Raw genomic sequence first — 13630 nt, 5'->3', positions numbered from 1 at the left:
GAGACCCCCAATGCCTGCCGACCTGTTCGAGCCCTTTTCCTGCCCCTGACCCCGGCTGAACAGCACAAGTTCCCCGGCCATCGTCTCTCGGACTCGCAACTGAGGCGGGATCGTAGAACTCTGGCAGGCCCAGGGGAACGCCGTCACTGTCATAGTTCCGCGGTTCCGCTGCCAACCACGCTGCGCTTCACATCCGCCTGGCTCCCCGAGACCGACCTCGGGGCGTCATGTGACGATTACTTGCGGGAATTCTACATTCCCGCAAGTTGCTCGCAGGCCGCCGCGACGCAACGGATCCGATTTTCTGATTTTGATTTTCTGGAAAATCAACAATGATAGGGTGCTGCTGTGACCGCAGAGACAGGCGTGGTGACGCCGTGCAAGCACTGTGGAGCGCCGATCGAGCAGCGGCGGGGGAGAGGCCGTCCCAAGGCGTACTGTCCCGAAGGCGACTGCCAGGCCGCCGCCAAACGGGAGAGGGAGCTGCGTCGCGCCACCCCAGGGCTGGAGGGGGCGCTGGCCAGGGCCGAGCAGTTGTACGAGCGGATGGAGAGCGGGCTCGCCGCCGCCATCGAGCCGCTCGCGGACGCGCTCGCCCAGGAGCTGAGCCCCGCCGGCGTGGAGGCGAAGCTGAGCGCCGTCCAGGCGGAGGCGCACACCCGCGTGGCGGTCGCGCGTGCCGAGCGGGAGCAGGCGTTCGAGCAGGTACGGCTGGCGCGCGAGGCGGCCGAGCACGCCCGCCGGGAAGCCGCGCAGATGCGGCTGCGGGTCGAGGAGGCCGAGACCGAGCGCGACACGGCCCTCGGCGACGGTGAGCGGGCGCGCGAGCAGGCCCTCGCGGCGCTGCGCGAGGCGGCCAGCACCGAACGGCAGGCGTTGCAGAACGCCGAGAAGTCCGCGCGCCGCGCCGAGCAGGCCGAGCGGCGGGCGAAGGAGGCGGTGGCCCGGGTCGAGCTGGCCGAACGGGCCCGTGACCAGGCGGTTCAGGAGCTGACCGAGCGGCTGGAGTCGGCCGAGGCCCGTACGCGGGAGGCTCAGGAGCGGGCCGTACAGGCCGGTGAGGACGCCGAGCTGGCGCGGTCGGAGCGCGACCGGGTGCGGGAGGAGGTGGCCGCGGCGGTACACGCGCGGCAGGAGGCCGAGCGGGAGGTGGCCGCGGCCCGGGCTCGGGCGGAGGCGGCCGAGCAGGAGCGCGACCGGGCGGTCGCGCGGGCGGAGAGCGCCGAGCGCACCGCCGCACAGGCCGAACGCGACCGCGCCGTGGCCCTCAACGAGCGGGCCGCGGCGCTCAACGAGGCGGAGCAGGCGCGTGACAATGCCGCCGCCCTCGTCACGCAGGCGCAGGAGAGCGCCGCGGCCGAGATCACGAAGGTACGCCAGGGGGCCGCGACCGAGATCGAGCAGGTGCGCCAGTGGGCTGCCGCCGAGGTGGCGCAGGTGCGTGCGGCGGCCGCGGCGGAGGTGGCGGAGGCCGGGCGTGACAGCGAACGGCTGGAGCGTGAGCTCGCCGCCCTGGCCGAGAGCCTGGAGGCGGCCCGGCGGGAGACCGCCGAGCTGGCCGAGCGGGAGGCGGCGCGCCGGGCCGAGGCCGTGGCCGCCGAGCGCGAGAGGGCCGAAGCCCTGTCCGGCGAGCGTGACGAGCTGCGGGTGGAGCTTCGGCTGGAACGGGCACGGCTGGATGACGTGAGGGCGCAGTTGGAGGGGGTCCGGGCCGAGGCCGCCGAGCTCCGGGAACGCGCTGTGGCGGCCGAGCTGCGCAGTGGCCGGGGCGGCTGAGGGCTCCGGAGCTGACCGCGCGACGGACGCGCGTCCGCTGAATCAGGGGTCGAGCAGCAAGGGAACGGCTAGCGGGGTGTCGGGGCGCGGCTTACCGCCGCACGCCGTTCCGATCCGGGTGGAGCGTCGAACAGGCGGGGACGTTGTAACGGTTTGATCGCGCGATCTGATCGCGCTGCGGCGTACGGACGCGAATCGGTTGGGGGTGACGGAGGCCGCGCGTTGCATCCGCGGGGCAGCGGCAGGTCGGCCCTCGCGGCGCTTGTCATGTGGCGAGCGCCGCGAGCGTCGTTGGTCTTCTGGGGCTTTCAGCGCAGGGTTGCGATACCGGCGAGGAAGATGTCGACCCCGAGGAGGAACTGCTCGCGGTCGTCGTGCTCGCCCAGATGAGTCGCCGCCGCGTGCACGAACGGGTATCGGCCGGGGTCGATCTGCGCCCATCGCGTGGCAGCGTTCTGCAGGAAGGTCGCTCGGTCCGTGTCGCTGCCTGCGAGGCGCCGTGCGTTCGCGGCGTTCTGCGCGGCGACGCCGAGGACGTAGTTCACGAGGGCGCCGGCCGCGTCGAAGCGCGCCTTCTCTGGAACGTCGAGGGCGTCCAGCAGGCGGCCGATGCTCTCGTAGAAGTCCAGCAGCGCGGGCCGCCACGGCTGGCGGGAGAATTCTGCCCCGACCCAGGGGTGGGCATCGATCGCGTCGAACAGGCCCAGGGCGAGGCGGCGCAGAGCGGTGCGCGGGTCCGCATCGGTGACCGCGCCGGACAGCACGCCGGTGATGACGTCGTCAGCGGCTGTCGCGAGCAGATCGCTCTTGTCCGCGACGTGGTGGTAGATCGCTCCGTAGCCGGTGCTCAGGCGCACGGTGAGCGCGCGCAGCGTCAGCGCCTTCTCGCCGCCGCTGTCCAGGATCTCGATCGCGGTCTGGATGATCAGCTCCCGCGACAGGCTGTCCGTCCGCCGCGGGGCCCGCGCAGATCCCTTCGCTGTTCTCTTCACCATGAGCCCAGCATCGCATGAATGGAGCGTCGATCCAACTCCGTGTCAGCGTGATTGGAGTGGCGATCCAGCGAGGGCGTCACAGCACCCCGCAGCAGGGGCTAGGGAGGAAACCATGACGACACCTGTCACGATCATCGGAGCAGGTCTGGGCGGCCTGACCTTGGCCCGCGTCCTGCATGTGCACGGCATCCCGGCCGCGGTCTACGAGGCGGATCCCGCGCCGGACACCCGCCGTCAGGGCGGACTGCTCGACCTCCGTCCTCGGAGCGGTCAGGCCGCTCTGGAAGCGGCCGGTCTGATCGAGGAGTTCCGCAAGCTGATCCTGCCGGGCCGCGAGGCGTACCGGGTCATGGACCAGGCGGGGAACGTGTTGCTCGACCTGCCCGACGACGGAACCGGCGAACGCCCGGAGGCGCCGCGCGGCGAACTGCGGCAGATGCTGCTCGACTCCCTGCCCGACGGCACCGTCCGCTGGGGCCACAAGGTCACCGCGGTGCGGGCTCTCGGCGAAGGCCGCCACCAGGTGGACTTCGCCGACGACACCACTGTTGTCGCGGACCTGCTCATCGGCGCCGACGGCGCCTGGTCGCGCGTACGACCGCTGCTCTCCGAGGCCGCTCCGGAGTACTTCGGCGTCTGCAGCGTGGAGACGTTCCTCTTCGACGCAGGAACCCGCCATCCCGCCTCCGCCGAGGCGGTCGGGGCCGGATCACTGTTCGCGCTCGCACCGGGGAGGGGACTGCTGGCCCACCGGGAGGGCGGCGGGACCCTGCACACCTACGCGCAGGTGAGGAAGCCCCAGAACTGGTTCGCCGACCTTGATGCCACCGATGCCGCAGCCCTCACCGTGCGGGTCGCGAAGGAGTTCGACGGCTGGGCTCCCGAACTCACCGCCCTGATCACCGAGAGCGACACCCCGCCGGCCCTGCGCCCCATCTTCACACTGCCGGCCGGACACCGCTGGGACCGCGTACCGGGGGTGACCCTGCTCGGCGATGCCGCCCACCTCCGGGCGCCGAACGGCGAAGGCGCCAATCTGGCCATGCAGGACGGCGCCGAACTCGGCCGGGCGCTCGCCACGCACCCCGGCGATGCGGAGGCCGCCCTCGCCGCGTACGAACAGGCCATGTTCGCCCGCGCCGCCGAAGTGGAAGCGGACGACGAAGGCTTCTACACGATCATGATCGACGACGATGCGCCCCACAGCCTGCTCGCTCTGATGACCGGCGTCGAACGGGACGCGTGATTCTCGCCTCCGCACGCAACGACAGGCAGCCCGACGCAGTTCCCCGCTCGGGGATGTGGGCCCCGGCCGCAAGCATCGGCCTGGTCGTCGTGGCCGTCGTCGTCCTCCTCCAGCTCCGGCGAGCTGGGCCGGTACACGACGGTGTCGGGGTCTTGAGGATGCCGCCTGAAGTGATCACTTTCGGCGTGAAGGCCGAGGGCAGGGCCGGTTCATCGAGCGGCGTCACTCACCGGCCAGTCCTTTGATGATCAGGTTCAGGCCGTGGGCGAAGTGGCCGACGAAGTCGGTGCTGGTCAGCGTGGCCTCGGCGGCTGCCAGGTTGGGGTAGGTGCCCGGGTCGAGGGCCGCGTGCAGCAGGGTCAGCGTGGCGGGCAACTCGGTGGACTCGGCGAGAGCCTGGGCGGCCTGTTCCTCCAGCGTGTGGCCGACGATGAAGTGGACGATGGTGAGTGCCGTACGGGTGGCCGCCTCAGGGCTCAGGCCTGTCTCGCGCAGCACGCCCACGAGGGTGTCGGTGTAGCTCAGCGTGTTGGGGCCGACCGAGTGGGTGCCCGCGTGGACACGTGCGCCGTCGCGATGACGCAGCAACGCCATACGCAGCCGCCCGGCCAGTTCGGTGATCTGTTCGCGCCAGGTGAGCCCGTCGGGCAAAGGGCCGGCGCAGCCCGCGAGCATCTCCTCGGCCATGGCGGCGAGCAGCGTCTGCTTGGTGGCGAAGTGCCGGTAGAGCGTGCCCGCCTGGACGTCGAGGGCCGCGGCCAGGCGGCGCATGGTCAGCGAGTCGAGCCCGTCCTCGTCCACCAGGCGCAGGGCGGTGGTGACCGCCTCCGGCACGGCCATCTTGCGGGGGCGGCCTCGGGAGCGCTGGGCGGACGACGAGGTTGACGTGGGTCCCATGCCCAGTGATACTAGTGACCTCATTTTATGAACGATGTTCATTTAATAGGGAGGATGCACACCGTGCACACCGACGTGATCGTGGTGGGAGCCGGCCCCACCGGGCTGCTGTTGGCCGCGGAGCTGGCCCTGGCGGGCGTGGGGGTCCGCGTACTCGAACGCAACGACGCGCCCACCAGCCAGTCGCGGGCGCTCACGCTGCACCCGCGCAGCATCGAGGTGATGGACCTGCGCGGCATCGCCGGCCGTTTCCTGGCCCGCGGTCACACCCTGCCCGGGTGGCACTTCGCGGGCCTGAACACCCGCCTCGACTTCACCGCCCTGGACACCCGGCACGGCTACACCCTGTTCCTGGAGCAGGCCCGTACCGAGGAACTGCTCGACGCCCGCGCCCGCGAGCTGGGCGCCGAGATCGTCCGCGGCTGTCAGGTCACCGCCGTGCGGCAGGAGCCGGACAGCGTCGTCGTCGAAACAGCTCGGGGAGAGAGGCTACGCGCCTCGTACGTCGTGGGCTGCGACGGTGCACGCAGTATCGTCCGGCAGGCGGCGGGCATCCCCTTCGACGGCACCGACGAGACGCTGTCCGGCATGCTCGGCGACTTCGCCGTCACCGGTCCGGACGCCGCGCACTCGGCCGAGGCCCACGGCGTGCTGGCCGTGCCGTTGGAGGACGGGCTGACCCGGTTCGTGGTCATCGATCCCGAACGCATGCGGGTGCCGTCTGACCGGCCCGTGACGTACGGGGAGTTCCGGCAGGCTCTGACGAACATCGCCGGCACGGATTTCAACGTCGCCGAGCCGCACTGGTTGTCGCGGTTCGGCAACGCGACCCGCCTGGCCGGGCGGTACCGGCAGGGCCGGCTCCTGGTGGCGGGTGACGCGGCCCACATCCACTTCCCGGCGGCGGGACAGGGCCTCAACACCGGTCTGCAGGACGCCATGAACCTGGGCTGGAAGCTCGCCGCCCAGGTCAAAGGCTGGGCCCCGGACGGGCTGCTGGACTCCTACGAGGCCGAGCGCCGGCCGGTCGGCGCGGCCGTCACCGCCAACACCGAGGTGCAGACGCTGCTGCTGGAACTGACGCTGGTGCCGCAGTACCACCGGCCGGGCATGGCACTGCGCGGCATGCTCGACGGCCTCCTGCGCATCGGGGAGGTCAACCGTGACCTGGCCGCGTCGGTCTCGGCGATCGGCATCCACTACGGCGACGGCTCCCCGGCCGGGGCCCGGGTACCCGACCTGCCGATCAGCGTCGCGGAGCGGCCCGGGGTCGAGCGCCTGTACCAACTGCTGCACGACGGGCGGTTCCTGCTCGTCCATACGGGGAGCCAGGCCGGCGCGTCCGGCCGGGACGACCGCGTGGAGACGGTCACCGCCACGGCCTGGCAGCCCTCGCCCGACCTGGAGGAGGCCGAGGCGCTCCTCGTCCGGCCGGACGGGCACCTCGCCTGGGCAGGGCCGATCGAGGCCGAGCAGCAGGCGCTGCTCGGCTGGACCGGAGCGGCGGTGGTAGCGCCGTGACGACGCTCCACCGGCTCAGCGGCCTTCCCGTCCTTCCTCAGGATCGCGCCGTGGTCGCCCTGATGTGGACTGTTCGGGTTTCGGGCGGTCACCGCAGCGAGGATGGTGCGAATCCGTTCCTGTTCGGGCCGGCGACCACCTTCCACCGGGTGCGTCTCGCGTGACTCGCAAGCCTCAGGCGGCGTCGAGAGCTTCGGTGATCTTGCGGGCCATCTCGGTCAGGGTGGGGCTGGGCTCGCCCTGCTGGGCCTGGGCGGATGCTTCGGTGGCGACGACGATGGTGCGGTGGAAGTTCTCGGCCTCTGCCGGGTCCTGCTGCTTGAGCAAGTTCATGGATGCCGTCAGGGCCGGCAGCACCTGGTCGGCCAGTTCGGCCACGGACTTGCCGTACTTCACGCCCTTGGGCGCCTTGGTGAGCACGTGCCCGACCAGGCCGGTCGCGGAAATCAGGGCGATGGAGCCCTTGGTGGCGACCTTGTGCGCCGAGTCGGCGGCGCCGGCGGCGGACATCAGTGAGACGGCGCCCCACGCGGCGATCCGCAGGGTGAGCTTGTCCTGGTCGGTGAGGGTGATGGACATGGCGGTGTGCTCCCTTGGGTCTGTCACCGAAGTCAAAAAGCGGAAGTCAGAGGAACGGACGGCGGTCGGGACGCGGTCCCATGGGTGCCGAGGGAGGCTTCAAGGCCGCGATCGCTGAACCGTTCATGGCGTCCACCATCGCCGACCGCACTGATACCGAGCCGTCGCCGTGCTGACGCGGCCTCTGACACGACGCGGCCTCTGACACGACGGGGCCTCTGACACGACGCGACTTCTGACACGACGCCGCAGCAAGCCTGATCGCCGACAGAGTCCCGGCGCGCCGCCCGCCCGGCAGCCGTCGACCTCGCGGGCCTGACCCCGAGCGCGCCGCGAGATCGGCGCCCCTGAGGCCGCGAGGGGGCGCACTCCCGATCGCCGGACGACGGATCTAGTCGCGCGGCTCCACCAGGCGGGTGAGCAGGTCGAGCAGGTGCCGCCGGTCGGCCGCCGACAGCGGGGCGAGGAACTCGTCCTGGGCGTCGGCGACCAGCCGGTCGAGGTGCGTGAGGAACCCCAGGCCCTCGGCGGTGACGGTGATGATGTTGCGCCGGCGGTCGTCCGGGTCGGGCGCGCGCTCCAGGAGGTGCCGTTCGGCGAGGTCGTTGACGATCGCCACCATGTCGCTGCGGTCGATGCCGGTGCGGCGGCCGAGGGCGGCCTGGCTGGCCGGGCCGTACTCCTCCAGCGCGGCGAGCAGGGCGTAGTGGTAGCGCCGGACGCCGGCCTGGGCGAGCGCCCGGTCCACGATCCGGTTGGCGGTCATCGCCGCGTGGTTGGTCAACCTGCTCGGCAGCATGCGCAGCCGCTCCGGCGGCGGCCCCTCTGGCGTGTCCACGGGGTCAATCTAGCAACTGTTGGCCGCACCCACGATTCCATGTACTGTTGGCCAAGCCAACATTGGCGCGTCCAACATTATTGGCCACTGCAAGGAGATCCCTTTGAGTACCGACGTCGGTACGGCGGCCCCGCCGCGGGCGACCCGGAGAGAATGGCTGGGGCTGGCGGTCCTCGCGCTTCCCACCATGCTCATCGCGATGGACCTGACCGTGCTGCACCTGGCGCTGCCCACCCTCGCCGCCGATCTGCGGCCCGGCAACGCCGAGTTGCTGTGGATCGTGGACATCTACGGCTTCCTCATCGCCGGCTTCCTCATCACCATGGGCGCGATCGGGGACAGGATCGGCCGCCGGCGGCTGCTGCTGGCCGGCGCGGTCGCGTTCGGCGTGGCCTCCGTGCTCTCGGCGTTCGCGGTCAACGCGGCGATGCTCATCGCCGCCCGCGCGCTGCTGGGCGTCGCGGGCTCTACCCTGATGCCGTCCACCCTGTCCCTGATCCGGATCATGTTCCGAGACCCCAGGCAGCAGGGGGCGGCGATCGGGGCCTGGACCGGCTTCTTCGGCCTCGGCACCGTGGTCGGGCCGCTGGTCGGCGGCGCGTTCCTGGAGCTGTTCAGCTGGGGCTCGGTCTTCCTGCTCGGCGTCCCGGTCATGCTGCTGCTGCTCGTGTCGGGTCCGCTCGTGCTGCCCGAGTACCGGGACGAATCGGTCTCCCGCCCCGACCCGATCAGCGTGATCATGTCCATCGCCGGGGTCCTGGCCCTGGTCTTCGGGCTCAAGCGGATCGCCGAGGACGGCCTGCGTCCCGAGTCGGGCATCGCCGTCGTCGCCGGCCTGGCGCTGGCGGCGCTGTTCCTTCGTCGCCAGGGCCGGCTCCGGCAGCCGCTGGTCGACCTCTCGTTGTTCCGCACCGGCCTGTTCGGCACCGCCCTCGGCATGCTCGTGCTGGCCACCCTGCTCTCCGCGGGCTCGCAGTTCTTCGTCATGCAGTATCTGCAACTGGTACGCGGACTGAGCCCGCTCCAGGCCGGGCTGTGGTCGCTGCCCACCACCGTCGCCATGATGATCGGCGCCATGGCGGCCCCGGGCCTCACGAGCCGCGTGAAGCTGAGCGCGCTGCTGGCCGGCGGTCTGGTGGTCGCCGCGGCCGGCATGGTGCTGCTGATCCAGGTCAGTGGCCCGTCCGACCTGTATGCCGCGGTGACCGGGACGGCCGTCATCGGGCTCGGGCTCGGGCCGATGATCTCGCTGGGCACCGGACTGATCGTGGGCGCCGCTCCGCCCGAGCGGGCCGGCGCCGCGTCCGCGATGGCCTCGACCGGCACCGAGCTCGGCAGCGCGCTCGGCGTCGCGGTGATCGGCAGCGTCGGCTTCGCGGTGTACCGGGCGAACCTGGCCGACACGCTCCCCGAGGGGCTGCCCGCCCCCGTCGTCGCGGCGGCCAGGGACACTCTCGCCGCCGCCGTCAACGTCGCCCGCGAGCTGCCCGCCGTCCGGGGCTCCGCGCTGTTGTCGGCGGCCCGTACGGCCTTCGTCCACGGCCTGCAGGCGACGGCGATCGTCGGCGCGGCGCTCGCCGCGTTGCTGGCCGTGCTGGCCGTGACCCTGCTGCGCGACGCCCGGACGCCGGGCCCTCCGCCGCCCGCGGAGGCCGACGACGCGGCGCAGTCCTTCGAGAAGACCCATGACTGACATCTCGGAGAGGCAGATCACCGACATGCTGGACACGAACTCCGCGGCCGCCGTCCTTCAGACCCCGACGGGCGTCTGGACCGGTCTGACGCACCACGACGACCGGACCGACTCCGACTCCTTCACCCTCTCGTTCGCCTCCGACGGCACCGTCGCGCTGCGCACCCCCGGCAGCGTGGGCACCGGCGTCTGGAGCGCCGACGGGCCCGGCCGCTTCTCCTACGAGCTCACCGAGACCCCCGCTCACCAGGGGAGCCGGCGGACCCACGTCGAGGCTCGCCTGGAGGGAGCCGCGTACCACGCGACCGGCACCGTGGACGGCGTGCCGGCGCGCGCCGCCACCTCGGTGGAGTTCACCGCCGACCGCCTCGCGGGCGAGCCCGCGGCCTGGCACGACGTGGTGGGCCTGGCCGCGCCGATCCGGGGTCGTACGCTCTTCCCCGGCGACGAGGGCTTCGAGGAGGCCTGCTCCGGCTGGCTGCTGACGGTCGAGCACCGGCCCGCGGCGGTCGTGGTCGCCGCCGACGCCGACGACGTGGCCGCCGCCGTCCGGTTCGCGGCGGAGACAGGACGACCGGTCGCGGTGCAGTCGACTGGGCACGGCAAGTCGGTGCCCGCGGACGGAGCCGTGTTCATCGCCACCGGCGAGCTGCGCGAGCTGTCGGTGGACCCGGGTGCCGGCACCGCCAGGATCGGAGCCGGACTGCGGTGGAACGAGGTGATCACCGCGGCGGCCGAGCACGGCCTCGCGCCGCTGTGCGGCTCCTCCGGCCAGGTCGGGGTGATGGGCTTCCTGACCGGCGGCGGGCTCCCGCTGACCGGCCGTACGTACGGCTTCGCCGCCGACCGCGTCCGCTCGCTCGACATCGTCACCGCCGACGGCCTGCTGCGCACCGTCTCACCCACCCGGGAGCCCGACCTGTTCTGGGCGGTGCGCGGCGGCAAGAGCAACTTCGGCATCGTGGTCGCGGCCGAGATCGAGCTGCTGCCGCTGCGCTCGATCTACGGCGGTCGGCTTCACTACCCGGTCGAGAACCGGGAGCACGCCGTCCGCCTGCTCGGCTCCTACCTGGCCTGGGCCAGGGAGCAGCCGGAGGAGATGTCGTCCTCCGTGACGCTGATGCGCTTCCCCGACGCGCCGCAGCTTCCCGAGGAGCTGCGCGGCCGCTCGCTCGTCCTGGTCATGCTGGTCCACATGGGGGACGAGGAGCAGGGCGCGCGGCTGGTGGAGCCGTTGCGCGCGCTCGGCCCGGCGAAGGACACCTGCGCCGTCATGCCGTACACACGGATCACCGAGATCCACCAGGACCCCAAGAACCCGGTCAGGGTGCACTTCCGCAGCGCGTTGCTCGACGACCTGGACGACGACGCCGTTGAGGAACTGGTCGCGCTCATCGACCCGGCGAAGTCCGGCGGGCCGTTCCCCGGCATCGAGCTGCGTCACCTGGGCGGGGCGCTGGACCGGCCGCCCGGCCGCCCGCACGCGGTCAGCACCCAGGGCGCGGCCTTCCACCTGTGGCTGCGGATGCCGGCTCCGCCCGATCAGGCCGACGCGGTGCGCGAGGCCGCCGACGAGGTCCTGGAGCGGCTCCGGCGGTGGGACACCGGGGCCATGCTGCCGGGGTTCCTGTTCGACCACGACTCGGCTCCCGAACGGGTCAGGCGCGCCTACAGCGAGGCGGACCACCGGCGGCTGGCCGCGCTGAAGGCGACGTACGACCCGAACCACCTTTTCCGCATCAACCACACCATCCCACCGGCGCACGACGTGCGGTGAGGATCGACTGCCCGACTGCCCGAGGCGGGCTCGTTCACTCGGTGACCGTGGGCGACTCGGCGAGGAACGGCCGGACCTCGAGCCACTCGTGGATCGGCTTGCCGCCCGCCCCGGGGGCGGCGGACAGCTCCCCGGCGAGCTGGACCGCGCGGTCCCAGGACTCCACGTCGATGATCATCCAGCCGGCGATGAGGTCCTTGGTCTCGGCGAACGGGCCGTCGGTCACCGGCGGGCGCCCCTCGCCGTCATACCGGACGAACGCCCCCTCGGGCGCCAGCGCCTGGCCGTCGACGAACTCACCCGTCTCCTCCAGGCGGGCCGCGAAGTCGCGCATGTACTGGATGTGCGCGTCGACCTCCTCCGGCGTCCACTGGTCCATCGGCACGTCGTTGACGGCTGCCGGTGCGCCCCGGTAGTGCTTCAGCAGCAGGTACTTCATGGTGGTTCTCCTTCTTCGTCTTCCTCGTCGCGCGGCCCGTCGTGGCCGTTCGTGTCCCTGGGACGAAGCCGGCGGCGCGTTCTCGACATCCCTGAAGCCGGCCAGCTTCCGGAACTTTATTCCGTCGCGTCGCGGCAGGGGTCGCCGGTCAGCGCGGCCGCGGTCTGGCCGAGGTGCAGGGTCAGCACCTCGGCCGCTGTGTCGGCGTCGCGGGCCAGCGCGGCCTCCTCCAGCCGGCGGTGCTCGCCGACGCCGTCCCGACCGGGGTCGCGCCGCGCCGACCAGCGGCGAGCCAGCTCGCTGGCGGTCCACATCCGGTCGAAGGTCTCCAGGAGGACGGGGTTGCCGCAGCCCTCCAGCAGGGTGCGGTGGAAGACCCGGTGGGCCTCGGACCACGCCTCGCTGTAGTACTCGCCCTGTCCCGGCAGGTACGGCGGGGTGCGCGCCAGGCGGTGGTGGGCGGCCCGTACGCGGGCTTCCCAGTCGACGTCGCCCCGCTCGACGGACATGCGCAGCACCACCGGTTCGATGGTCCGGCGCGCCTCGGCGATCTCCTGCCAGCGGCGGTCGGAGAAGGACGGGACGGCGAAGCCGCGGTTGGGCAGCCGGTCGGCGAGGCCCTCGCCGACCACCCGCACCAGCGCCTCGCGCACGACGGCCAGGCTCACGCCCTGCTGCTTGGCCAGGTCCTGCGGTTTGAGGGCGTCCCCGGGGGCGTAGTCGCCACGCATGATCGCGTCTCGCAGGTGGGCGTAGACCTGCTCGGAGAGCATCTGCTTCCCGGGGGAGGGGGAGGTGGAGGCCGTCATGGCGTCATCATAGACGATCGGAGAGATAATCGATTATCTGTGTTATGGTCGATCTCGTTGCACCGACTGAATCTCGTTGCATCGACTGAGAGGACCGACGCGATGAGCGCCAACAACCCCTTTGCCCGTCTTCCCGAGGCGGCCTCCTTCACCGTCACCAGCACCACCGTCACCGACGGCGCCGTCTGGCCGCCCGAGCAGTTCTCCTCCGGCGTCCCCGGCGGAAAGGACGTCTCCCCGCAGTTGTCCTGGAGCGGCGCCCCGGCAGGCACCCGGAGCTACGCCGTCACCGTCTACGACCCCGACGCCCCCACCGGGTCCGGGTTCTGGCACTGGGCGGTCGCCGACATCCCCGCCACCGTCACCGACCTGCCCGAGGGTGCCGGCGACGACACCGGCTCGGGCCTGCCCGAGGGGGCCTACCAGTTGCCCAACGACGCCCGCGTGGCCCGCTTCATCGGCGCCGCCCCGCCGGCCGGGCACGGCCCGCACCGCTACTTCGTCGTGGTGCACGCCCTCGACGTCGAGTCCGTCGGCGTCCCGGCCGACGCCACCCCGGCCTTCCTCGGCTTCACCATGTCCGGCCACATCCTCGGCCGCGCGGTCCTGACCGCCACCGCCGAGATCCCCGCCTGACGGCCGGCGGCCCGCCGCTGCGCCTTCGGCGGAGGCCGCCGCCTTCGGGGGCTTTTCGTGTGGGTGGCTTGACGATTCCGAGGTGAGCGTGCGATCCTGATTGCGGGAATGAGGGTTGACAATTTATATATGCGTGGACATTCGTCTCCTTTTTGCTTTATGCTGCCCTTCCACGCTTGCCCTCGACGTCCTGCCCCTCCGCATTGACGGTGATGTCGTCCGGCGCGCGTGTAGCCATCCGCTGCGAGCCCTCGGAAGGACAACATCTGTTGGCAGCCTCGCGCAACGCCTCCGCCATACCCGCCGGTCCCCGTCGCGTCTCTTTTTCGCGCATCCAGGAGCCCCTCGAAGTTCCTGACCTTCTTGCCCTGCAGACCGAGTCCTTCGACTGGCTGCTCGGCAACGAGAAGTGGAAGGCCCGGGT

13 protein-coding genes are annotated in these 13630 nt (G+C 71.8%); 7 read left to right on the top strand and 6 right to left on the bottom strand.

All coding sequences use genetic code 11. The features are described from left to right. Positions 1-348 precede the first annotated feature (348 nt). Positions 349-1776, top strand: a complete 1428-nt coding sequence (locus HTZ77_RS29760) for a coiled-coil domain-containing protein (RefSeq protein ID WP_175593046.1) — start codon at positions 349-351, stop codon at positions 1774-1776. A gap of 308 nt (positions 1777-2084) precedes the next feature. On the opposite strand, the gene HTZ77_RS29755 is transcribed toward HTZ77_RS29760, so the two are convergent. Then, the gene (locus HTZ77_RS29755; protein WP_175593045.1) at positions 2085-2771 is read right to left on the bottom strand and encodes a TetR/AcrR family transcriptional regulator; all 687 of its coding nucleotides are present in this window, start codon (positions 2769-2771) and stop codon (positions 2085-2087) included. A gap of 112 nt (positions 2772-2883) precedes the next feature. On the opposite strand from HTZ77_RS29755, the gene HTZ77_RS29750 reads away from it, so the two are divergent. After that, a complete protein-coding gene (locus HTZ77_RS29750) occupies positions 2884-4017 on the top strand; it encodes an FAD-dependent oxidoreductase (RefSeq protein WP_175593044.1) in 1134 nt (377 codons plus the stop codon). A gap of 222 nt (positions 4018-4239) precedes the next feature. Here the strand turns inward: HTZ77_RS29750 and HTZ77_RS29745 are convergent, their stop codons facing one another. Further along, positions 4240-4914, bottom strand: coding sequence for a TetR/AcrR family transcriptional regulator (locus HTZ77_RS29745; RefSeq protein WP_175593043.1), 675 nt, complete (start codon positions 4912-4914; stop codon positions 4240-4242). Positions 4915-4968: 54 nt separating this feature from the next. Here HTZ77_RS29745 and HTZ77_RS29740 point away from each other — a divergent pair, with 54 nt between their 5' ends. Together HTZ77_RS29740 and HTZ77_RS29735 are read left to right on the top strand one after the other, a co-directional pair. Then, positions 4969-6435, top strand: coding sequence for an FAD-dependent monooxygenase (locus HTZ77_RS29740; RefSeq protein WP_205303887.1), 1467 nt, complete (start codon positions 4969-4971; stop codon positions 6433-6435). Next, entirely contained in the window at positions 6432-6599 is a 168-nt protein-coding gene (locus HTZ77_RS29735; RefSeq protein WP_175593042.1) for a hypothetical protein, read from the top strand. Before HTZ77_RS29740 ends, HTZ77_RS29735 begins: the two co-directional genes overlap by 4 nt. A 10-nt stretch (positions 6600-6609) precedes the next feature. Here HTZ77_RS29735 and HTZ77_RS29730 read toward each other — a convergent pair whose 3' ends face one another. After that, the gene (locus tag HTZ77_RS29730; RefSeq protein WP_175593041.1) at positions 6610-7014 is read right to left on the bottom strand and encodes a hypothetical protein; all 405 of its coding nucleotides are present in this window, start codon (positions 7012-7014) and stop codon (positions 6610-6612) included. A gap of 391 nt (positions 7015-7405) precedes the next feature. Then, positions 7406-7852: a MarR family winged helix-turn-helix transcriptional regulator gene (locus tag HTZ77_RS29725; protein WP_175593040.1), complete on the bottom strand. Its 447-nt coding sequence runs from the start codon at positions 7850-7852 to the stop codon at positions 7406-7408. Between the two features lie 103 nt (positions 7853-7955). On the opposite strand from HTZ77_RS29725, the gene HTZ77_RS29720 reads away from it, so the two are divergent. Both HTZ77_RS29720 and HTZ77_RS29715 read left to right on the top strand, forming a co-directional pair. Beyond that, on the top strand, positions 7956-9545 hold the full coding sequence (locus HTZ77_RS29720; RefSeq protein ID WP_235995390.1) for an MFS transporter: 1590 nt from the start codon (positions 7956-7958) through the stop codon (positions 9543-9545). Continuing rightward, positions 9538-11322, top strand: a complete 1785-nt coding sequence (locus HTZ77_RS29715; protein ID WP_205303885.1) for an FAD-binding oxidoreductase — start codon at positions 9538-9540, stop codon at positions 11320-11322. The genes HTZ77_RS29720 and HTZ77_RS29715 overlap by 8 nt, the downstream gene beginning before the upstream one ends. Positions 11323-11356: 34 nt before the next feature. Here the strand turns inward: HTZ77_RS29715 and HTZ77_RS29710 are convergent, their stop codons facing one another. Both HTZ77_RS29710 and HTZ77_RS29705 read right to left on the bottom strand, forming a co-directional pair. Beyond that, a complete protein-coding gene (locus tag HTZ77_RS29710; protein ID WP_175593039.1) occupies positions 11357-11761 on the bottom strand; it encodes a YciI family protein in 405 nt (134 codons plus the stop codon). A gap of 116 nt (positions 11762-11877) precedes the next feature. Then, positions 11878-12570, bottom strand: a complete 693-nt coding sequence (locus HTZ77_RS29705; protein ID WP_175593038.1) for a GntR family transcriptional regulator — start codon at positions 12568-12570, stop codon at positions 11878-11880. 102 nt (positions 12571-12672) lie between these two features. Here HTZ77_RS29705 and HTZ77_RS29700 point away from each other — a divergent pair, with 102 nt between their 5' ends. Next, positions 12673-13206, top strand: coding sequence for a YbhB/YbcL family Raf kinase inhibitor-like protein (locus HTZ77_RS29700; RefSeq protein WP_175593037.1), 534 nt, complete (start codon positions 12673-12675; stop codon positions 13204-13206). Positions 13207-13630: the final 424 nt, after the last annotated feature.

Origin of the sequence: Nonomuraea montanisoli (genome assembly GCF_013363975.1) — a bacterium.
Taxonomy (GTDB): domain Bacteria; phylum Actinomycetota; class Actinomycetes; order Streptosporangiales; family Streptosporangiaceae; genus Nonomuraea; species Nonomuraea montanisoli.
The sequence above is the reverse complement of the archived record's forward strand: the minus strand, read 5'-3'. Positions and strand labels throughout refer to the sequence as shown.